The sequence below is a fragment of the Vibrio sp. QJM3NY_39 genome (assembly GCF_057785895.1).
Window position 1 is genome coordinate 1,270,511 of the sequence record NZ_CM173506.1, and the last position, 21,924, is coordinate 1,292,434.

Consider the following 21,924-nt stretch of genomic DNA (forward strand, 5'->3'; position numbering starts at 1 on the left):
AGTCGAGTAACACGAAGCTGCCCTATTTCTTGCTGGAGAAAGCAAACCATATCAGTCTCATATCGTTAGTTTTCGATAGATTTCCAAACGCCAATCGTGAGGTGCGTAGCAATCCCCTGTTTGTCGTATTTTCTCACTCTTGCTATTACTCGCTTCATGATACCATAATAAAAACATGCATTTACACTAGAGTCTAGCATTCATCAGATGCATGGAAAATCCCAAAATGGGATATTTAAATACCCCACTTTGGTAATCATTAACGGTAGTGCACAAGGAGGCTGAATGTCATTGCTCAACACGGTAAATTCACCCGAAGACATGCTTAAGAAGTTATTGAGAGAAGGTAATGGAATTGTTTTCGAGAATGATTCCCAAAATCTGTCCGATCTTGTAATGAATTTCTCCATTACAGCTAACTCACTACGAGATTGGTGCTGCAAGTATCTTAATGCTGACAGAGATCAGAAAAAGAGATTGAATACTCAATGGGATTCAGTTCAAGCACTGAAGGCATCAAAAGATATCGCGAATTCCGCAAAGCATTTCACTATTACTATGTATACTCCGACCGTTAGCGGAACAATAGAGACGCAATCGAAAATGGTGGAGTTCTATTCAGCAGGTGAAGCCCTAAAAGGTTTAAGTGAATTGAAGTCAGATTCTAGCAAGATTGGTCAATCTGAAAGGGTTACGCCGAGTATCCTCATAAATTTCACAGATGGGTCTCACTTAACTCTATATGAATTCTATAGCGGCTGTATAAGAGCATGGCTCAAATTTTTTGACGACAATGCGATACCAAAAAGTGATTCATTAAAGGAGCAACTAATATATCTCCATATTAAAGTTTGGCCGCAGCTAGCATAATAAATAAGAATAAGTGTCGCGCAGCCAACACTTTATTTAGGTGTTGAACAATTCCGCCCTTTATTCAGTAAATTGCTCGGATGCGGACAGGAAAGCTATCGCCCTTTTCGGAATGAGAGCATTCTTTGCACAAACTCACCTTATCCAAATCTAGCTGCTTAGAGCCCCAACTCTAACGCGTTTCTGTCCAGAAATGTGTTTGAGATAACTGGTTAATTACGAAGAGCGAATCTTGGTTTCAATTCCAAAATATATCAACTTGTTAATTTTCAACATAAAGAGCCGCTTTTTTGCGGCTCTTTTTTTGCACAAGGTTTAGTAAATGGCGACACAGTGGCGGCAGGGATATTACAGAGTCTATTGTGGAAATATAGCTCCCCATAATTTGAGAAGTAACCCTCAATGACTTATATATTGACATGGAAGATGTGCATGTAAGCTGAAATTCGCGGTATGATTGGATAAACAATTAGTTGCGTAGGTAGTTATGTTCTCAGATAGTTTAATCAACAGTATTGTAAATAATGACGTATCTCTTTGGGTATTGGTTACTATAGTTACCATCACTGTGATTAAAAGCCATAAAGAGATCCTCCAAACTTTTACTGACTTTAAAGCGAATAAGTTTAAAAAATTAGAAAATGCAATTGCATGTGAGTGGGTCAGTGAGGATAAGAAGGAGATTCTTAAAGCTGAATTAGAACAGTTGCACATAGCTGAAGCTAGTGGGATTAAATGTTCCGTAGAGTTACGAAACGAGCTTTTAGATGTTTATAGAAGAAGTATAAGAGGTATACGTTTAGCTCATTTTCAACGAGCGGCTGGACTAACTAAGATAGAAAACGGGAATCTGACTTCAGGAGTCAGTACCTTGGAAAAATATTGGTACTATATAGAGCTAGTTACAGCTACTTGTTTATGGGTTCTAACTATTCCTGTCATTTGTTTTTCTATATACGCAACGTTGTATCATGGGGTGGAGTTTCCAGCCAGTATCTTCTTGTTTCTTCCTGTAGCCGGTATTCTAGCGTATGACGGTGCAAAAATTATATCTTTGAATCATGTGCTTACTGAATATCGAAGTCTGCAGAAACAAACCATGTCCAAGGATATGAAAACTGTCGATTTGGATTTTTGACACTTACCTTGCTAGAGCCACTTAAGTTTTACAAGTTAAACGCTTTAAGCAGAAAGAGCCGCTTTTTAGCGGCTCTTTCTGCTTGGGATTTTAACCGTCATTTCGGAAAGTGTTAACTTTCAGCTATCTTCTACTTCGCATAATTCGAAGGAAACAGTGCTCGTTTCGCTTCTTCATCACGTTCAGTTTTAAATTCAATGCCTTTGCCGATTTCGCGAGCGCGCAGTGCAGCAGGGCGGGCGTTGATTGTATCGAACCAACGCTTCAAGTTCGGGTAAGGTTCTAGGCCTTCTTCACCAAGCACGAAAGGTGCTTTATCAATCCAACCCCATGCCGCGACATCGACAATGGTGTACTCATTTCCGACGATAAATTCACGACCTTCCATGTGCTTGTCTAACACTTCGTAATGACGTTGTGCTTCGCGTAGATAACGATTTACCGCGTAATCTAAGCCTGCTGGTGCAGCATGGCGGAAGTGTACCGATTGACCCGAATAAGGACCAAGACCGCTCGCGATAAACATCATCCAAGATAGAAGTTCTGCTCTGTCTTCCGGTTGTCCCCCAAGCTCGCCAGTCTTCTCTGATAGGTACAAAAGGATAGCGTTAGAATCGAACACGCGCTGTCCATCGTCTTCAATGGCTGGTGTTTTACCGTTCGGGTTAATCAAACGATATTCCGGTGTGTGTTGCTCGCCCTTTAAGGTATCAACAGGAACGAGTTCAAAATCTAGGCCTGTCTCTTCTAGAAACAGAGCGATCTTCATTGGGTTGGGTGTTTGGTGAAAATAGAACTTAAGCATGGGGTAACTCCTTGTATTGGTCATTCATTAAAGCATCGCTTGAACGATCGTTCAATAATTGATTTTAATTTATTTGAAAATCGGTTGATGAGTGTTTTAAATCTATGCGCTTAAAACTTAGTTATTAGAGCGAGAATGGAATTGAGCGATTCAGTGTGTTGAATTTCAAGTTGTTGAAAAAATGAGCTTAAAGTTGCTGTTTGTGCGTGTTGTTTTCTGCGGAGTTCGGGTTTGTGATGGGTAGTTTTCGGTGGAATAGGGCGTATGGAATCTGCAGTTAGATATTCCAAAATGATTGGTGAATTCCCCTTTAAACCAAAATTATCTGGATGCACAGGCTTACTGGTAAGTTCAAAATCGTGATCTGTTGCCACACCTTATGCAACAAATGAATATTAACCTCGGAGATTCTGGTGTGGTTCACGGTTTTTTAATCTTAGGGGCTTACATTGGGGAGCAAATCTGATGTGAACATTTAACGACACAGGATCTTTCCATGAAAAAGAACATTATCGCCCTCGCTCTTGGTGGCATGCTAGCCTTTGGCGCAACACCTTACTCTTTTGCTGCTAACGATGGCGCAGTGCAAGCTTCAGCGGATTACGCGCAGTTGGTGACTAAGCGACAAGTTGTCGACCAATTACTTCTTGATGCGTTGCAGGCGTTTAAGTCTCCGGCAAGAATTTCTCACGCGGGCTTCACGGCTAAAATGCCAAGCAACATGGAAATTGTGACTAACCGATTGTTAGAAGCTTACCAACTTGAACCTTACCGTACTGACTTGTTGATCTCGGCTGCGAACGCTCAGATCTACAACAAGAATGCAGAGCGCGCTATTGAGTTGTTTGAACAAGCACTGACGGTTGCGCCAGACGATGTCGACTTGCACGCGTATCTAGCGGTTTGGCAGCGATTTGAAGGCAATGAAAGTGAATCGAATAAGCACATGGAGAAGCTGGAAAGCCTGAACAAAGGTAAAGCAGAAGACATCAAACGTATTTTTGCAACGGTCGACCGCGTGTTAGAAACACCGTTGAAAGAGTCTGCGGATAAGGGACTGTTGAGCGACCACGGTGCCATCGTCACTTTGGGTTACGCGCTTAACCCTGATGGTTCTATGCATGAAATCTTGATTGAACGTCTTGAAACGACATTAGCAATGTCGAAAGCTAACCCAGACGCGATGATCGTGTTAACCGGCGGCGTGCCTAAGAACCATAAGACAGAAGGCAAGTTAATGGCGGATTGGCTTATCTCAAAAGGGGTAAGCAAAGACCGCATCATTGAAGAGAACTACGCGACCAGCACGGTAGGCAATGCCTTGTTCAGTAGCTATGCGCTTGCTCGTCATGATATTAAACATGCGACCATTATCAGCTCAGCAAGCCATGTTCGTCGTGGTCAAACTCTGTTTGAAATCGCGAGCTGGCAAACTGGCCCTCAGGGCATTACCTTCGATACGGTTTCTTACCCAGATAAGCCGTTAGAAGATCTTAAGAAAGCGAGCAGTGGTGAGCTTCTAGGCATCTACCGTGACGCACTGAGAACGTATGGTATGTGGAGCTACCGCTCTTACCCATTAGAGTCTCGCTAAGCCCAAGCATTATTTGCGTTTGGGAAAAGCACAATTCGTGTTAAACCAAAGCTTCACTTGTTAGTACAATCGAGCACAGCTAGATGGTATGCTGTGCTCCTACTTAATTTAGTGTTTCAAAGGCAAAAAAATGAACCCGATTTTAGCAATGTTGAAAGAGAACAATATCAGCGACGAGCAGATCAGCGAGATATTCAAGACGTTGACCGAGAACCCTCTTGCAGCAATGGCGACAATCAGCCAACTTGGTTTACCACAAGATAAGCTTCAAATGCTGATGGGTCAGGTAATGCAAAACCCTGCGCTAATCAAAGAAGCAGTTGAAGAGCTTGGCCTAGATTTTTCTAAGGTTGAAGCGGCTAAAGAGCAACTTCAAAAATAAGTGAGTTTGAATGAGCTAATATCGTCTTAGCTTAATCAAAATTCAATGAAAAGGTCGTTTAAGTTCAGCAACAGGCTGTCTTAACGGCCTTTTTTGATCTTGGTGGCGATTATTCACTTTGATCAAGTTGCTTTCAATCCCTGCCTCCCATTTTCTACTTAACGACTATTTCAAAACAATTGACAGCACCTTTGCCAAATATGTATTGCTACTGACAGTTTACTTACTAGACTTAATTAACCTATGTGCGACTTGATATGTGCACCTTGATGAACAGTTTTTTTGGGATGAGGAATGCCCTGAATAGTAGGGATATAAACATCAAACAATAGCGCTGTTTATTTATGGGTCACAACAAGAAAAAGAATAAGAGGGCACTCAAATAAGCCCTTTATTGAGCAGTGATTTTATAGGAAATGAGTTATGAAATATTTAAAGGAAACGGCTTTAGCGAGCCTTGTGTTGGCAGGGCTTGTTGGTTGTGGCGGAGACTCAGGATCATCAAGCAGTACGACACCAATTACCTTGAGTGTGAGTGATGCGCCCGTCGATGATGTTAAAGATGTGACGGTGACATTCAGCAAGGTGGCTTTACTTCCTCAAGGGGGAGGTTCGCCACTGATTTATGATGTGTATAAAACGGACGAAAACGGCGACTACGTTGATGAAAATGGCGATCCATTACCTGATGGCGCAGATCCTATTCCGTTAAGTGTTAATTTATTGGATTACCAAGGCAGCGATGCGATCCCTTTGATTGAAAATGAGGTAGTTCCAGTAGGTAGCTATAAGTTGTGTGTGTTTGCGAATGATGGCGATCACCCAACAGATCCATCTTACGTGGTAGAAAATGATGATACGAATCGTGAGTTAACGGTGAAAGGTGAAGGCGCGTGCCCGCAAGGCGTGGGTAAAGAAGATAACGCTGGAGTACTTTACTTTAATAACTCATTTACTGTGAACCAACAAAGTAACGATTTTGTTGTCGAGTTCGATCTTCGACGTGGCCTAAAGAACAGTTCAACTCTCCCTGATTACACCATTCAAAGAACGTCTGTAAGCCTTATTAATACGGTTGAGACAGGAAACATTGAAGGCACTGTTGCTCTTTCTACTTATGATACTTGTAACGGTGGTGATAATACCTTCGTTCAATCGGTTTATTTGTATGAAGGTGACATCGCTAAAGCTGACATGGCACCAATTGGTGGTACAGCGGAGAAAAAACCGATTACTTCAGCTTCAGTGACAATGAATCAAGCACAGACCAACTATGAGTTTTCCCTTGGTTTCATCGACCCAGGTACTTACTCATTAGGTTATACCTGTACTGCGCAACACGACAGTGATGAAGACAATGCAGCACCATTAGCCGCAGGGTTCGAAATATACGAAGCTCAAAACGGCGTGCAAGTAACTGTCGGTCAAGACAGCCAAGTGTCATTCTAACTTTGGTGTGAATGACGATTTTTAATAAAAACGGCCTCTCATTTAGAGGCCGTTTTTGATCACGTCACCTAGTTAGCATGAATTTGATGCGCATTGAGTGTGACTCTAGGGAAGTGATAATGTAACTTTGTATCTCTTACTCTAACTTAGCGAAATGTACTCCGGCGTTGATTATGAAATCTAGCTTAAGCATTCGATTTTATACCAAGCAATTTAATACCCATGCCCATGATGACCATCATCAATTGGTATTGCCCATCCAAGGCAGTATCAATATCGAGATGGTGGGGTATGTCGGTAAAGTGGCGGTGGGCGAATGTGTGGTGATTCCGGTAACCACAGCACATGCGTTTAAAGCGGACGAAGCAGCGCGGTTTATTGTCGCGGATATGGCTGTGTTGCCTCAGCATTTGTTAGAGCACGAGCTATCGGTTTTCACGATAACGCCACCTTTGATGAGCTTCTTGCTGTTTGTTGAGAAGCAGTTGGAATATCAGGTCGATAGTGGCATTGAGTCATCAGTTTTGGATGTGTTTTCATTGCTGTTAGAGCAACAACAAGTCAGCAAGAGCATCGACCCAAGAATCCGTGCGGTACAAAGGCTGATAGCGGATAATTACACGCAGCCGTTATCCATTTCACAACTTGCAGAAACGGCCTGTTTGAGTCCTACTCAATTCAAAAAACGCTTCAAAGAATGCCTGGGTATCAGTGCGCTTAAATACATCACTCGATATCGTATGGAGAAAGCTCAAGCCTTGTTAACCCACACAGATTTACCTGTTCAATTGATCGCTGAAAATGTGGGATATAGTGATGTTTCTGCTTTCAGTCGCCGCTTCTCTCAGCACTTTGGAATGTCTCCAAGGGCGTTTCTAGGCTCAATGAAAGACAGTCTTTAGAAACAACAATAGCGTCCTTTCGGCAAACTAACTTTTATCAATCTTCATTATTATCTATTTCAGAACTGAAAATTGGGTAATAGAAATGAATCTTGCCATCAATCGCGTTAACGAATTCCAAACGGGCACTTTAGCCATCTTGTTTGCTTCCATTTTATGGGGCACGACAGGCACCGCCGCAAGTTTTGCGCCTGATCTAAGCCCATTAGCGATTGGTGCTTTCTCTATGGGTGTCGGCGGCCTAATGCAAGCGGGCCTAGCGTATCGAAAAATCCTATTAGCCCTTGATAAACTTTTGCAGAATAAGAAGCTGTTGGCAGTGAGCGCTTTGGCTTTGGCGGTCTATCCTTTAGCTTTCTATTCTTCAATGAAATTATCAGGCGTGGCGATTGGTACCGTGGTTTCGATTGCAACCGCACCTTTCTTTTCAGCACTGTTAGAGTGTCTGATTAGCAAAAATAACAACATCAACAAACGTTGGCTCACTAGCTTTGCGATTGGTGTCGTGGGTATTGGGTTGTTGGTGTTTTCAGAATCTTCATCGACGAATGAATCCGGTGATGATCTAAAGCTGTTAGGTATTGCTTTGGGTTTGCTCGCTGGGTTGTGTTACGCCATTTATTCTTGGGCGACCAAAGCACTGATCGATAAAGGGATTAAGTCGCAAGCGGCGATGGGCAGTATTTTTGGCCTGGGTGCGATGCTGTTGCTGCCAACGCTCTGGTTTACTGGTGAGAACCTGTTTTCCTCGCAGATTAACGTATTAGTCATCAGTTATCTGACGCTAATCCCACAATGCTTGGGCTATATCGCGTTCAGTTTTGGTTTACGCCACGTGACCGCGAGTAGTGCCAATCTACTTACTTTGTTTGAACCGGTAGTCGCAGCGGTGCTTGCCGTCTGTGTTGTCGGTGAGCTGATTCCTTTTACAGGCTGGCTAGGTATGTTTCTGATTGTGTTGTGCTTGTTGATACAGTCGAAGCCATCTAAAGGAACGTTATAAGTATTTGTTTTGTTGGACCTAATTGAAATTTTTTCATGTGTAATTCTTATAATTGAATAAAATCAGTATCTCAGTTGTGAGAGTGCTGTTACTATCGCTATCAATAGTCGGGGGGCATATACCTTATTTGGTGTTTGCTGAGATCGTTAATCGAGACCCGTTGAACCTGATTCAGTTAACACTGGCGTAGGGAACTATAAGCACTCGATCTACGTCTGCACCCATGAAGACTTTCATGAGCCTAATGCGACTTCTCCTTCGATCAGTGTTCGTTCTCCTACGTCTTGTAAGATAGTAGGAGCGACAATGACACACAGTTCTATTTCAAAAGATTTAACGCCCAAAGCCTCAGTTTCACAGCACTCTGCTGATGGTTCGATTCGAACGAACACTCCGATTGTATTGACGATCGCAGGCTCAGACAGTGGCGGCGGTGCCGGTATCCAAGCTGATATTAAAGCCATGTCTGCTACCGGTAGTTTTGCTTGTTCTGTGATTACCGCTATCACTTCCCAGAACACTCAAGGCGTTTCCGCCATTTTTCCTATTCCACTCGACCATGTCGCTAGTCAGTTAGATGCAGTGTTTACTGATCTCAATATCGTGGCAGTAAAAGTCGGCATGTTGGCCGATTCGCAAATCATCAAAGTCGTTGCAGACAAAATTAAGCAGTATCAACCTAAGCACTTAGTGATTGACCCTGTGATGGTCGCAACCAGTGGTGATCTTCTTCTAGAAAACTCGGCAATTACCACGCTAAAACAAGAGCTGATTCCGCTGGCAGACATCATTACTCCTAACTTGCCAGAAGGCGCTGCACTGACAGGTAAAGCTGTCCCTGAAAGCGAAGCCGAAATGCAGGGCATGATTGAAGACTTACGCGCACTAGGTGCTAAAGCTGTCCTGCTAAAAGGCGGTCACTTAGAGAAGGATGAGAACAGTAACGACTTACTGATTCTGCCAACCACATCTGCTCTGATTAGCGCGAAGCGCTTTCCTACTAAAAATACCCACGGCACGGGTTGTACGCTTTCTTCTGCTATCGCTTCTTTCTTGGCTCAAGGCAACACGCTTACTCAAGCTGTTGACCTAGGTAAACAATACATTTCTCGCGCGATTGCTCACGCTGATGAGCTGCAAGTTGGCCAAGGTCATGGGCCTGTAAATCACTTCTTTGCTGGACACGGTAATGTCCGTTAATACGGTTGGTGTTCAACTCAGCAATGCGACTCTGCGTTACCGAGATAGCGAGCACGCGACCTTATCGGGGCTGTCACTGAGCTTAAAAGCAGGTAAGTGGACGGTGCTACTTGGTCGCAGTGGTTGCGGGAAAACCACGGTATTGCGTTATTTGGCAGGCTTGCTAGATAACAAGGTTGAATGGCAGGGCACATTGGCAACGTCTGATGAATTGCCTTTAACGGATCGCATCGCATACATGGCACAGCAAGACTTGTTACTGCCATGGTTGTCGGTTATCGACAATGTTTGCCTAAGTCATCGTTTTCAAAATTCACCTTCTGATAAAGCACTGCAAACCAATCAAGCACTAGAGTTGTTAGCTGCGGTTGGTTTGGCTGATCACGCGTCTACTATGCCGGATCAATTGTCTGGTGGTATGCGCCAGCGTGTTGCTTTGGCTCGAACCTTAATGCAAGACAAGCCAGTTGTACTGATGGACGAACCTTTCTCTGCGTTAGATGCGGTAACAAGGCATAAGCTACAAAGCTTAGCGTGTGAACTGCTAAAAGGTAAAACCGTTGTTCTGATCACTCATGATCCACAAGAAGCGGTGCGTTTGGCGGACAACTTGTATGTGTTACAAGGCACACCTGCGAATGCTCAGTCTTTATCTGTGCCCAACACGGCCACACCAAGAGTGTTAGATGGTGAATGTGCTGAGTTACAACAAGCGATCTTAGATCAGTTGGAGCGTGATTATGAATGATCTAACACGAAGCGAAGTTGTGGCTCGTTCAGCTAACGTACAGGCTGCCACTACACCTCCTCGTCAGATGAATCCCGTAATGCGTTTGCTGATCAGCAGTGCTGTGATTCTCGGTTTATGGCAACTGGTGGTCGTTATCTTCGAGATGCCGAGCTTCATTCTACCAGCGCCTGCAGAAGTCTTTATTAAGCTAATCGAACGTTACGATGTGTTACTCAAACACACTTGGGTGACTGCACAAGAGATCTTACTTGGTCTATTGCTCGGTTTATCCATGGGGCTATTTCTTGCCCTGCAGATGCTGATGTTTGATCCGTTGAAACGTTGGCTATTGCCTATCTTAATTGCCAGCCAAGCGATCCCTGTTTTTGCGATTGCGCCAATGTTAATGCTGTGGCTTGGCTATGGCATTGCATCAAAAGTCATTATGGCGGCGATCATTATCTTCTTCCCTGTAACGACCTGTTGCTACGACGGCCTGCGAAATACACCGACAGGTTATCTCGATCTTGCTAAAACGATGGGTGCATCGAAATGGCAATTGTTGCGTTATATCCAATTGCCTGCTGCGCTGCCAACACTGGCGTCTGGCATTCGTGTCGCTGTGGTGATTGCTCCAATTGGCGCGGTTGTTGGCGAATGGGTGGGTTCGAGTGAAGGGCTGGGTTACCTAATGCTACAGGCCAACGCGCGCATGATCATCGATGAGATGTTTGCGGCCTTGTTCATCTTGGCGGTGCTGTCTATCTCGCTCTACTTCATCACAGACAAGTTACTCAAAAAAGCTATCCCTTGGGAGAACCAGTGATGGCTTGCTCAATAATACTTTGTTTAATAAGGCTTCGCTCAACGCTATTAATCTAAACAAAACGTCGTTAAAAATTAGCTCGATACACACAATAATAATATTCAAAAGGAAAGGTTAACTATGAAAAAAACCAAATTGGTAGGTGCAGTGGCACTGCTTGCTTCGCTAGTTTCAGGTCATGCTCTAGCGGATTCTGAACAAAAGAAACTGACATTGATGTTGGATTGGTTTGTGAATCCGAACCATGGCCCGATTGTGATTGCTCAAGAGCGTGGTTACTTTGCTGACCAAGGCTTAGATGTTGAGATCCAAGAGCCAGCCGACCCAAGCACGCCTGCAAAATTGGTTGCGGCAGGTAAGGTCGATTTAGCGGTAACTTACCAACCAAGTTTAACCATGGATGTGGCAGCGGGTCTTCCTTTGGTTCGTGCATCAACCCTTATCGCGACGCCACTAAACACACTAATGGTATTGGATAACGGCAAGAACGATTCGTTAGCGGATCTGAAAGGCAAAAAGATCGGTATTGCGATTGCGGGTAACGAAGAAGCAACTATCGGCACCATGCTAGCGCAAGAAAATGTTGCGTTTGCAGACGTACAAACCATCAATGTTGGTTGGGCACTGTCGTCTTCATTAGCATCAGGCAAGGTCGATGCAATCTGGGGTGGCTTACGTAACTTCGAAACGAACCAACTAGCACTTGAAGGCTTTAAAGCGAAGGCATTCTTCCCAGAAGAGCACGGTGTGCCCGCTTACGATGAGCTTATCTTTGTGGCGAACGCAAAGCAGCACGACGATGAAGCGATCAAAGCGTTCAACAAAGCATTGGAACAAGCAACGACTTACATTGTGAACCACCCACAAGAGTCATGGAGTGAGTTTGTTGCGTACTCACCAGATACGTTGAATAACGAGCTTAACCAACGTGCATGGAATGACACGCTGACTCGTTTTGCACTTCGCCCTTCTGCAGTTGACCTAAAGCGTTACGACGATTACGCACAATTCATGTTCGACAAAGGCATTATCAAATCACTACCAAAAGCCGCTGACTACGTACCGACTTTTGACTAAGGAATCTCATGAAATACCAAGACTTAATCCAAGCCTGTCAACAAGATTGGCAAGACTACACCGAGCACGCTTTTGTTAAAACGCTGGCAAACGGCACTCTCGCTCAGCCTTGTTTTCTGCATTATTTGAAGCAAGATTTTCTGTTCTTAAAACAGTATGCCCGCGCTTATGCCTTGGCGATCTACAAGGCGAAAACACTGGCTGATATGCGTCGTGCACTGCCAAGTGTTCATGCTTTATTAGATTCTGAAATCTCTCACCACGTCACTTACTGTGGTCAGTGGGGGTTAACCGAATCGGATTTAGAAAACGAACCTGAAGATTTCGGCACAGTTGCTTACACGCGCTACGTTCTAGATGCGGGTATGACGGGTGATCTTGTCGACTTATATGCGGCACTGGCTCCGTGTTCAATTGGTTACGCTGTGATCGGTAAAGCGCTTCTAGGAAGCAGCGATACTGTATTAGAAGGCAACCCATACGCAAGCTGGTTACAGCTTTACGGCGGAGAAGAGTTCCAGTCTGGCGTAGCAACGGGCGCAGAATACTTTAATCAACTGCTTGCTGAAATTGATATCAACAGCGAGCGCGGCCAGAACATCATTCATATCTTTAAAACCGCAACGCGTATGGAAGTGGCTTTTTGGCAGCAAGGTCTGAATGCACTTAATGATTAACCACGGCTAAACCTTGTCGCTAACCAATCAGCAGCGGCTTAAAACGACTTTCTTTTATAAGGATTAATCCATGCTAACTGAACAAATCATCCAATCGTTGCGCGCAGTACGGGAACAAAAGCCATTGGTTGTGAACATCACCAACTACGTCGTGATGAACAACACGGCCAATGCGTTATTGGCGATTGGTGCTTCGCCTATTATGGCGCACTCACAGCAAGAGTTGGCAGAGATGATGTCTTTCTCTGGCGCTTTGGTGATCAACATCGGAACGCTCGACAGTGTTTGGACGCCAAGAATGTGTTTTGCTGTAGAACAAGCCAACGCGAACAACAAGGTGGTGGTTCTTGATCCTGTGGGTTGTGGCGCAAGTACGCTGCGTACTGAGACTTCTCGTGAAATTGCACGCTTAGCCGATAAGTTGATCATTCGTGGTAATGCGTCTGAGATTATCGCGTTAGCGGGTGAGCAAGCACAAAGTAAAGGCGTTGATGCGCTGGATAGCAGTGATGCTGCATTAGGCGCAGCTCAATGCTTAGTGGGTGAATACGGTGCCAATGTGGTGATTTCTGGTGAGACAGATTACGTTGTCACCAAAGACAGTGTTGTGATGTTAAACAATGGACACCCAATGATGCCGTATGTAACGGGCATGGGTTGTACCTTAACGGCATTGACGGGCGCATTTGCTGCTGTTGGTGATGACAGTGGTTTGGCTGCTGCAGCGGTATTGGGCGTGGTAGGCGAAATTGCGGCTGAGAACTCATGTGGCCCAGGTAGCCTGCAGATGAACTTACTTGATGAGTTGTATCAACTAGATGAAGATACGCTGATTCAACGTCTGAAGATTCAGTAGGTTCAATCTGGCTATAAGCATTTAGCCAACTAAAAAGCCCTCAACACGAATGTGCTGGGGGCTTTATTATTATGTAAATCGTGTTCGCTATGTTTTCAATAAACGAGGCTAGAAATAACAGAGACTTAAAGTCAGCTAGGTTCTAAATCGATTCACTTGGCTTTCTAGGTGATGAGCAACCTCGGTTAAGTCACTCGCTGCGCCAGAAATACTGCTTACAGACTCTTGGTTACTTTGTGCGATGGTGTTTGCACCTTGCGCATTTTCACCCAGCGACTTAGTCAAGCAATCCTGTTCATCAACCGATACTGCGATCTGGCTGTTGGCCTGATTCAAATCTTGGATGTGTTGGTTAATCACATGCAAATTCTGAGAGGCTTGTTGTGCCTGAGTTGAAGCATCTGAAACCGTGCTGTGACTCTCTTTGATCGACTCTAGCGCGTCTTTTGCACCACGCTGCAGTGAGGTGATGAGTTCATCAATCTGGCTTGCAGAATCTTGGGTGCGCTTAGCTAAGGTTCTTACTTCATCGGCTACTACTGCAAACCCACGACCTTGTTCACCTGCGCGCGCAGCTTCAATAGCCGCATTCAATGCCAACAGATTGGTTTGCTCAGAAACGCCTTTGATTACTTCAAGAATGGCACCAATGTTCATCGACTCTTTATGTAGGTCAGTCACTTTCTGGCTACTCACCTGCATGCTTTCATCGGCACTGCCAATTTCGTGCAGTGTTTTGTCTACTTCTTTGAGTCCCATCGCCACATTCTCAGTTGCTTGGTTGGCAACCTGAGACGCGTGGTTAGCACTTGCAGCAATTTCTGATGTGCTGGAAGCCAATTGATCAACGGCAGAAGAGATATTGATCATCTCATTGTTCAACTGTGTTGCGTTGGTCGAGCTGTTATTGGTCACTTGATTGAGTGACTCCGACATCTCCCCAATGCGGACACTAGATCGGTTCACTTCGCCAACGATATCGCGTAGAGATTCAATCGTAATCTCCATGTTGGTCAGCAGTTCGCCGATCTCATTTTTGCTCTCTATGTTTACTTCGACATTCAGATTGCCTTGAGAAAGTTCGTTGGTGATCTGCTTAACCTGTGCAAGCCCTTTAGTAATTGAACGAGTAACCAAAACGGCGCTTGTCATACCAATAATTAAAGCCACACCCGTTAGCAAGAAGATGATTTGAATCGAACGTTTTTCACTGGCTTGCAGTTCAGGCGTCAATGCTTGTTTCTGTTGCTCTAGAATGCTTTGAGCATCCGCGACTGCAATCGCTAAACTGTCACCAATAGAGGCGAGGGTTGCGGTTCTTTGGGTGTTCTCAATCATCTGTTGATGAACTTGCTCAAAGCCTTTTGCATACGCTTCGCGCTGGTTAGAGAAGTCTTCAATCAGCTCGCTTTGGTAAGGGGATGATTTAAGAGATTCAATATCGCCCTCGATGCCTGGCAATGCATATTCAAAGATATCTTTACCGGCTTCATAGGTTTTTAGATCGTTGTTGTTTGAGTAACTGAGCACAGTGATCTTCGCTGCGAGAAAGTTCTCCATCAACATACCTGCGTATAAGCTCGCGTTTGGATCGTTGTTGTTGTAAGACTCATACAACAAGCTCTGAGCGGCTTTCAGTGCGTTGGTTTCTCTTTTAACCATCTCGACATTCACCAATTGGTTGATGAGGAGTTGGCTCTGCTTCATTGACCCATAAGCCGAATCAAAAGCAGCAACGCTGTCTTGCACTAATTGTAGGCTAGCTAGACTATCGGTTTTGGTGGTGGTCTGAATTAAGCTGTTGAGCAGTTCATCAATTGTGAGTTTACTTGATTGATAATTCGCTTCGTATTGCTCATCCAATGTCTCTAAGTAGCGTTCAGAGGCTAGACGCATCTGAAGAAAGTGCACTTGGATGTTGCCTGACAATGTCGCTTTATGGCTGAGTTCACTGTATTGGCTAAAGCCGTTCGACAAGGTTTGGATACCTTTGTAACTCACAAAGCCTGAAATGACGAAAAAGAGCAAGCAGATGGCATAACCCAGCTTGATCTTGAGCGCTATAGAAAGGTGGCGCATAACTATCCCTATATTGACCTGATTCCTTCACTGCGGAGTATTTCATAAAACAGCGTTCTGGGCATGCTTGAAGTGAATACTTTGTGTAATAAGTAACGCTTTCGTTAAAAAAAACAGGGTTTTCGGTATGCTTTCAACAAGTTGTATATTCAATGGTGCGCGCTTAATTGAGCTAATTTAGTATTAACTTCCATGCACATGATGCGATTTGTCGGTAAAATAGTAGAAACTCTATTTAGACTCCGACTCCAAAGGCACGATATGACCCCTTATAAACTCTACTTAGTAACGGACGACCAACAAGATTTAGATACGCTCAAGTTCGTGGTTGAACAAGCGGTCGCTGGTGGCGTCACTATGGTCCAAGTGAGAGAAAAGCATGGAGATGTGAGAGCTTTTATTGAACGAGCGCAGGCCGTTAAGTCGATTTTGGCTGGCTCTGGCGTACCGCTGATCATTAACGATCGGGTAGACGTTGCGTTGGCTGTGGATGCTGACGGCTTGCATTTAGGTCAATCAGATATGCCGGCTGAGTTAGCGCGTCAGTTGATTGGCCCAGACAAGATTCTTGGTCTGTCTATCGAAACTGAGCAACAGCTTCAAGAAGCCGATAGTCTGCCGATCGATTACATTGGCCTCAGTGCGCTTTTTGCCACACCGACCAAGACAAATCTTAAGAAACATTGGGGTTATGACGGCATTAAAATGGCGTTGGAGACAACGAAGTTGCCGATTGTCGGTATTGGTGGAATTAACGAATCGAACATCCCGCAGTTAGTTGAGAGCGGTATTCATGGGTTAGCTCTGGTATCTGCGATATGTCACGCTGAAGATCCCAAACAAGCGACGCGGGATCTGTTGTCTCTAATGGGGGAGTGAAGGGGTATCGGCTAGAAAACAAATGAGGTTAACCATTTGTTTTCTAGTTGAACAGCAGCCTCAAAGAAAGGCTAAATTGGCCTATCGCTTGAGCTTTTAAGGCAAACTATTAAGCACGCTATGCTGTGTGTGAGGCATAACGTTTTTATTGAGCCTGAAAGCGTCTATTGAATGCACAGTTTGATCTATTGAGCACACAGAGCAACAGTACCGATGATCATAAGAACGATCGCGGCATACCAGCCGTATTGTGCGGTCTTATCAGCAACAAACACCTTAATGTAGTTGAGTTCTTCATGCGCCATGGCAATGAAGTCCGTGTAGTTAATTGATAACTCACGGCTCGCTTCTTTCAAGTCTTGCTGAAGTTTGTTGAAAGCCTCATCGATGAAGCCTTTTGTTTCTGAAACAGACGGAGTAGCAACCAAAGTTAAGCTATTCCAAACTGCCATACGCGATTCATATTCGCTTTCACTGACACAATTAAGTACGCGTAAATCATACTCTCGTTTGTTACGCTCTTTGCCCATTTTCTCAGGGCAAATATTTCTTAAAACGTTCACGACAAATTTTCCAAAAGGTTCATTTAGATATAAAAAAGCACTCGAAGAGGGCTCATAAACTGGGTGCGAATCAATATTCAAAAGTGATCTATTTGAAGCTTTCACAAGTGGTTGCAGGGCAGGGGTACTTATGTGGGAGATTTGAAGTTGGGTCAGTGGTGTTAAAGAGCGATTTGGTTTGTCGATATCAGTTTGATAAGACAAACCCTTTGGGATCGCATACTAGTTATGTCACTTTGGGATATCAACTAGGGTGTTTTATCCACACGACAAAGAAAATTATCGGCACGAAAAGCGCAAATGAGGTAGTGCTGGAGAAAACACCACCGTCATTGATTTAGGATTCAGTTGCTGAAATAGGCTGAACTCAAGGATTGGGGAAGATTAGTTGGCTTGCCATTGATTGTTCTCTAATGAGTGGCCTTTTAGTTTTTCAAGTAAACTTGTTAACACTGGGCCATTGATGTGACTGCGAGACACCAAGCAACCAACAGGTGTTATCCAACCACCATGCTCGTGTGCGACAGGCAAAGCCACAAGGTCTCCTTTCTGAATCCCTTTCATCACCATCATTTCAGGCACATTTGCCCAACCTACGTTCTGTTCAACGAGATCGATGATCGTTTTGTGGTTGTTGGCATACCAAAGCATGGAGCTGATGCCATAGGTGAACCACAATTCGTGCTGCTTCGAACTACGATGCACACATTGGCGGTAGCGCTTTAGGTCTGAGTCTTGAACGACGGGCATTTGGCTCAGCTCGTGCGTGGCAGAGCTGACAGTAAGAAAGCGCGCTTGGCCAAGTAGGAAAAAGTCCATATCCACCTTAAGCTCACCATCCGCGTAGATGATGCCTATCTGTGCTTTTCCGCGTCTGACTAAGTCTTCAATATCGAAGGTAGATGTCGTAATAATATCGAAGTGTGTGATTGGAAACTGATCGGCTAGTGAACTGATTATCTTGATGAAGTTCTTATCAATGATGCTCTCATCCACAGCAATGATCAGTTCGTGTTCATCTTCTTGTGTCAGCGATTCTACTTTTTGATCGAAGTACTTTTGTTGGTCGAGAATCGACTTGGCGACAGGTAACAACGCTTTACCTGTGTTGGTCAAAACGGGGATGTTTTTCTCGCGGCTAAACAACTCTTGGTCGATAGCTATTTCAAGGTTGGCGATCGATTGGCTGACACCAGACTGAGCGCGTTTCAGCTTGCGTGCTGCAGCAGAAAAAGAGCCACTTTCACACACGGTGACGAATACTTTTAGTTGCTCAAAACTGTACATGTTACCTCTCGCTCAATACCAAATAGGATGACAATGCTCAGGCTATCACTAATCGTGATGGCTGTTAACTTTCTCTTATTATTTTCGATGACATAATCCGAGCTAATCCAACACAGACTAGATTATTTAGAGGAATGTATGAGTACGTTAGAAAGAGTGTTCCACTCAGTGTTATTCGAAGTTTTGGCTGTAACACTTTCAATTATAGGTTTAGCGATATTTACCGATCATGATGTGAATGCCTTATCAGGAACCATGATAGTTGTTGCGACAATCGCTATGATTTGGAATTACTGCTTTAACCGCATTTTTGATCGCTACTTTACGGGTGAAAAATCTCAGCGTTCACTTAAGTTACGTGTTTTTCATGTTGTGTTATTTGAGGCAGGCTTGCTGGTGGCGACGATCCCTGTGATGGCGTACTTGCTCAACGTCGGGTTATGGCAGGCATTTTTGATGGACATCGGCGTGACCATTTTTATTACCATTTACGCGTTTGTGTTTAATCTGATTTACGACCATGTGCGAGCATTTTGGGTTCGAAAAGCCGATTTAGCGGTTCAGTAAACTACCAAGTCAGTAAATGTAATTTGAGCGACTAACCGTTTGTTTATTCGTTATTTTGACGGGTATATTCGGTTAGTAGCTCTAGGTAACGCGGCGTTTGTTCTGCTATCTTAAAGAAGGTGATAATTTGAGTTCGTTAACGAATAGATAAGAGGAAAGGATGCCAAATACCCCTCAGGCAATGACGGTTGTTGATAAGAAAGAAGTCGAATTGTTCGCGGAATTGTTCAAACATATTGATGGTGAAATCTACACCTTACTACGCAGTGCCCAAATCCCTAATGATATTCTCACCAGTAATGACCATTACGATTATCTCCCTGAGACCACTATTAAAAACGTGGTCAAGATTATGGGGGAATCTGCGTCGAGAGAAGAGTTTTCGCTGTTTATGTGGAGTTTTTGCAAGCAAACCTATGTGCCAAGGTTTGTGGCTAAGCTAAGCCAGCAGGGTTCATTGAAAATCGCGCTAGACCAATTTGGTGAGCAGCTTAAGCTCGTATCCAATGGTGCGAATGTTTATACCAAGCAATCCGGAGGCAAGTGGTGGTTGGTTCGTGAGAAGCCATTTACTAACGCACCTTGGTTTAAGTTCGCTGAGCTGTTTTCTGTTATTTTCATTAACGAGCTACTTTCAGTATTAACGCAAGGTCGTTGGAAGCCGTCTGAGGTCGGAATTCAGAATGGCGATCTCGAATGTTTTCAATCTCTACCACAAATGGGCAGTGCTCAGTTTTATACGCATAGACCGGTCACTGCCTTTGAGATCCCTGAAGACATTATGCTTGCACCTATTGCGTTGCCAAAGGTAGCTCGAGAACCAGAAATCACCGCGCCTTTACCTAGCTCATTCCTGAGCGCTTTTAAGCTTGTTATTAAACCTTATCTCACGATGGGGAAACTCCCAATTAGCTTAGCTTCTGAGATTCTAAATATTCATGTCAGAACGATCCAGCGTCGGTTGGAAAGTGAAGGGGTGGTCTACAAAACCTTGATTGAGAAGATGGTTCTTGAGCAGGTTTTGGAATTGCTTAAGCAGTCAGATCTATCGATCACGCAAGTAGGCGCGAAAATGGGCTATTCCGATTCTTCCCACTTTACCCGAGCGTTCAAAAGACAGATGAACATGACGCCAAGACAGTACCGAAAAGAGCACAGCTAACGTCGGTAAGCAACAGTACAAAGCTATCAGTAAGAGCTCCGGCAATAACAGTTCCTCCAGCCATCAAGCAGAAACCGGAGCCTGAACGCATAATTATTTATTGTCACCAAATGGCCATTTATCAACCTTGAACACTGGCAGTATCACTACTAAGTTATTGAATGTTGATGAGTTGTTTTTGCCTCGATTTTTTCTCGGAATTTTGATTAGATTTTTGTGATTATCGCGGCTAACAAAAACACCTTTGAAACCTCATAACACTCATTAGTAGTTACGGAATCGTTATGGGAAGTGGACTCCACTCATAAACGGAATCAAGGTGTATAAATGAAAAATGCAGGCTTAAAACTCTCTGTTATTGCTCTTTCGTGTTCATTTGCTTTTTCTGCAAATGCCGCTTCAACGTTATTCACAAACGTTGATATTTTCAATGGTACAGAAAACAAACTTTACGAAGATCATCACGTACTGGTTGAAGACAACCTGATCAAGCAAATCTCCGCAAATCCAATAGATGCGGGTGAAGCTAAAGTGATTGATGGCGAGGGCAAGACTTTGATGCCCGGCTTAATCGATGGCCATGCTCACGTCATGATTAATTATAATTTTGGCGATATTGAATCTAATAAAGACCTTACTGACATTTCAATTCATGCGACTCAAGTGGCTAAGCGCTACTTAGATGATGGTTTTACCACTGTTCGTGATATGGGCGGTCCAGCTTTTGGTCTAACTCGTGAAATTGAAGCGGGTAACGTTGTCGGCCCACGTATTTACCCTTCTGGTGCATTTATTTCTCAAACCTCTGGTCATGGTGATTTCCGAGATCGAAGTGACCCAGGTTTTACTCCGAATTCTGTGGGTGACATTTCTAACTTTGAACGTATGGGGATTGGTGCGGTTGCCGATGGCGTACCAGAAGTGTTGAAAGCAACACGATTGAACCTACGAAATGGCGCGACTCAAATCAAGATCATGGCTGGTGGCGGTGGTTCATCTCGATTTGACCCAATAGATACGACTCAATACTCGGTTGATGAGACGTGTGCGATTGTTGAAGCCGCTAAAGATTGGAATACCTATGTCGCGGCACACACTTTTAACGATCGATCGGTAAATCGATTATTGGATTGTGGCGTTAAAAGCTTTGAACATGGGTTCTTTATTAATGATGAAACGATGAAGAGAATTGCCAAAGAAGGCGGATATGTTGTTCCTCAAATGTGGGGATTATCGCCAGATTTAGCGAAAAACCCCTTAATGCCAGCTGAGAAATTGCCAATGGTTGCCCAACTTCAAGAAGAATACGGTGATTACGGTAAACGATTGTTAGAAAACAATGTGAAGGTCGTTTTTGCCTCTGACTATGTCGGAGCAGATTCCGATGCAGAGCGAGCTCGTCGTTACGAAATTTACTGGCGCACACAAGCTTTCGGCAGCAACTTTGAAGTGTTGAAGCAAATGACTTCAACGGCTGGTGAAATGTTGGCGATGTCAGGCCCTAGAGGCACTACACAAGGGAAATTAGGCGTTATTGAAAATGGAGCGGTTGCAGACATCTTATTGATTGAGGGTAACCCATTGGAAGATATGGCAGTGATAGGCGCGACTCCGGAATGGTTCGATGCTGATCCTGAATACAAGACTATCGATACTATTAAATTGGTAATGAAAGATGGCGTTGTATACCGCAACGAAATGTAATTTCCGATTCGATTTTTAATCATTTGGTAGGGGAGCTTTTCCTCTACCTACTTCCTTTTTGTTGTGTTTGGTTGGAGTAGATTTTGATGGTTGATTTAAAATCAATAGGCTCATTTTTTATGTTCTGTTGTTTGTCATTTTCATCATTGGCTAGTGAAATAAAAGTGACGTACT

21 protein-coding genes and 1 riboswitch are annotated in these 21,924 nt (G+C 44.0%); of the genes, 17 read left to right on the plus strand and 4 right to left on the minus strand.

The window, feature by feature from the left end:
• Positions 1 to 285: 285 nt before the first annotated feature.
• Together AC3CHU_RS21560 and AC3CHU_RS21565 are read left to right on the plus strand one after the other, a co-directional pair.
• Positions 286 to 870, plus strand: a complete 585-nt coding sequence (locus AC3CHU_RS21560) for a hypothetical protein (RefSeq protein WP_488525638.1) — start codon at positions 286 to 288, stop codon at positions 868 to 870.
• A gap of 487 nt (positions 871 to 1,357) precedes the next feature.
• Positions 1,358 to 2,008 (plus strand): hypothetical protein, encoded by a 651-nt coding sequence (locus tag AC3CHU_RS21565; protein WP_171309308.1) that lies wholly within the window; start codon positions 1,358 to 1,360, stop codon positions 2,006 to 2,008.
• 130 nt (positions 2,009 to 2,138) lie between these two features.
• On the opposite strand, the gene AC3CHU_RS21570 is transcribed toward AC3CHU_RS21565, so the two are convergent.
• The gene (locus tag AC3CHU_RS21570) at positions 2,139 to 2,813 is read right to left on the minus strand and encodes a glutathione S-transferase family protein (protein ID WP_488525639.1); all 675 of its coding nucleotides are present in this window, start codon (positions 2,811 to 2,813) and stop codon (positions 2,139 to 2,141) included.
• Between the two features lie 496 nt (positions 2,814 to 3,309).
• Here AC3CHU_RS21570 and AC3CHU_RS21575 point away from each other — a divergent pair, with 496 nt between their 5' ends.
• The 11 genes from AC3CHU_RS21575 (at position 3,310) to thiM (ending at position 13,509) form a co-directional block, all read left to right on the plus strand.
• Positions 3,310 to 4,407 (plus strand): YdcF family protein, encoded by a 1,098-nt coding sequence (locus AC3CHU_RS21575; RefSeq protein ID WP_017077471.1) that lies wholly within the window; start codon positions 3,310 to 3,312, stop codon positions 4,405 to 4,407.
• 130 nt (positions 4,408 to 4,537) lie between these two features.
• The gene (locus AC3CHU_RS21580) at positions 4,538 to 4,789 is read left to right on the plus strand and encodes a DUF2999 family protein (protein ID WP_009844829.1); all 252 of its coding nucleotides are present in this window, start codon (positions 4,538 to 4,540) and stop codon (positions 4,787 to 4,789) included.
• Positions 4,790 to 5,212: 423 nt separating this feature from the next.
• The gene (locus AC3CHU_RS21585; protein WP_488525640.1) at positions 5,213 to 6,238 is read left to right on the plus strand and encodes a DUF4382 domain-containing protein; all 1,026 of its coding nucleotides are present in this window, start codon (positions 5,213 to 5,215) and stop codon (positions 6,236 to 6,238) included.
• Between the two features lie 173 nt (positions 6,239 to 6,411).
• On the plus strand, positions 6,412 to 7,140 hold the full coding sequence (locus tag AC3CHU_RS21590; protein ID WP_488525641.1) for a helix-turn-helix domain-containing protein: 729 nt from the start codon (positions 6,412 to 6,414) through the stop codon (positions 7,138 to 7,140).
• A gap of 85 nt (positions 7,141 to 7,225) precedes the next feature.
• A complete protein-coding gene (locus tag AC3CHU_RS21595; RefSeq protein ID WP_237298252.1) occupies positions 7,226 to 8,143 on the plus strand; it encodes a DMT family transporter in 918 nt (305 codons plus the stop codon).
• Between the two features lie 98 nt (positions 8,144 to 8,241).
• A riboswitch (TPP riboswitch) is annotated at positions 8,242 to 8,353 on the plus strand.
• A gap of 96 nt (positions 8,354 to 8,449) precedes the next feature.
• The gene (thiD, locus tag AC3CHU_RS21600) at positions 8,450 to 9,343 is read left to right on the plus strand and encodes a bifunctional hydroxymethylpyrimidine kinase/phosphomethylpyrimidine kinase (RefSeq protein ID WP_488525642.1); all 894 of its coding nucleotides are present in this window, start codon (positions 8,450 to 8,452) and stop codon (positions 9,341 to 9,343) included.
• Positions 9,333 to 10,091, plus strand: coding sequence for an ABC transporter ATP-binding protein (locus tag AC3CHU_RS21605; RefSeq protein WP_488525643.1), 759 nt, complete (start codon positions 9,333 to 9,335; stop codon positions 10,089 to 10,091). Before thiD ends, AC3CHU_RS21605 begins: the two co-directional genes overlap by 11 nt.
• A gap of 67 nt (positions 10,092 to 10,158) precedes the next feature.
• Positions 10,159 to 10,899: an ABC transporter permease gene (locus tag AC3CHU_RS21610; RefSeq protein WP_488526323.1), complete on the plus strand. Its 741-nt coding sequence runs from the start codon at positions 10,159 to 10,161 to the stop codon at positions 10,897 to 10,899.
• Positions 10,900 to 11,019: 120 nt separating this feature from the next.
• Complete coding sequence (locus AC3CHU_RS21615; RefSeq protein WP_488525644.1) at positions 11,020 to 11,976, plus strand: ABC transporter substrate-binding protein; 957 nt, start codon at positions 11,020 to 11,022, stop codon at positions 11,974 to 11,976.
• 8 nt (positions 11,977 to 11,984) lie between these two features.
• Positions 11,985 to 12,653: a thiaminase II gene (gene tenA / locus AC3CHU_RS21620; RefSeq protein WP_488525645.1), complete on the plus strand. Its 669-nt coding sequence runs from the start codon at positions 11,985 to 11,987 to the stop codon at positions 12,651 to 12,653.
• A gap of 70 nt (positions 12,654 to 12,723) precedes the next feature.
• Positions 12,724 to 13,509 carry a hydroxyethylthiazole kinase gene (gene thiM, locus AC3CHU_RS21625; RefSeq protein WP_488525646.1) on the plus strand — a complete coding sequence of 262 codons (786 nt, stop codon included), beginning with the start codon at positions 12,724 to 12,726 and terminating at the stop codon, positions 13,507 to 13,509.
• Between the two features lie 135 nt (positions 13,510 to 13,644).
• Here thiM and AC3CHU_RS21630 read toward each other — a convergent pair whose 3' ends face one another.
• Complete coding sequence (locus AC3CHU_RS21630) at positions 13,645 to 15,588, minus strand: methyl-accepting chemotaxis protein (protein ID WP_341635585.1); 1,944 nt, start codon at positions 15,586 to 15,588, stop codon at positions 13,645 to 13,647.
• Positions 15,589 to 15,849: 261 nt separating this feature from the next.
• Here AC3CHU_RS21630 and thiE point away from each other — a divergent pair, with 261 nt between their 5' ends.
• Positions 15,850 to 16,467: a thiamine phosphate synthase gene (thiE, locus tag AC3CHU_RS21635; protein WP_488525647.1), complete on the plus strand. Its 618-nt coding sequence runs from the start codon at positions 15,850 to 15,852 to the stop codon at positions 16,465 to 16,467.
• 185 nt (positions 16,468 to 16,652) lie between these two features.
• On the opposite strand, the gene AC3CHU_RS21640 is transcribed toward thiE, so the two are convergent.
• Positions 16,653 to 16,997, minus strand: a complete 345-nt coding sequence (locus AC3CHU_RS21640) for a hypothetical protein (protein ID WP_009844840.1) — start codon at positions 16,995 to 16,997, stop codon at positions 16,653 to 16,655.
• Positions 16,998 to 17,414: 417 nt separating this feature from the next.
• Entirely contained in the window at positions 17,415 to 18,317 is a 903-nt protein-coding gene (locus AC3CHU_RS21645) for a LysR family transcriptional regulator (protein WP_488525648.1), read from the minus strand.
• 138 nt (positions 18,318 to 18,455) lie between these two features.
• Between AC3CHU_RS21645 and AC3CHU_RS21650 the strand changes: the two genes are divergently transcribed.
• The 3 genes from AC3CHU_RS21650 (at position 18,456) to AC3CHU_RS21660 (ending at position 21,750) form a co-directional block, all read left to right on the plus strand.
• The gene (locus tag AC3CHU_RS21650) at positions 18,456 to 18,884 is read left to right on the plus strand and encodes a PACE efflux transporter (protein WP_488525649.1); all 429 of its coding nucleotides are present in this window, start codon (positions 18,456 to 18,458) and stop codon (positions 18,882 to 18,884) included.
• A gap of 181 nt (positions 18,885 to 19,065) precedes the next feature.
• Positions 19,066 to 20,046: a helix-turn-helix domain-containing protein gene (locus tag AC3CHU_RS21655; protein WP_488526324.1), complete on the plus strand. Its 981-nt coding sequence runs from the start codon at positions 19,066 to 19,068 to the stop codon at positions 20,044 to 20,046.
• 327 nt (positions 20,047 to 20,373) lie between these two features.
• Entirely contained in the window at positions 20,374 to 21,750 is a 1,377-nt protein-coding gene (locus tag AC3CHU_RS21660) for a metal-dependent hydrolase family protein (RefSeq protein ID WP_171313264.1), read from the plus strand.
• Positions 21,751 to 21,924 lie beyond the last annotated feature (174 nt).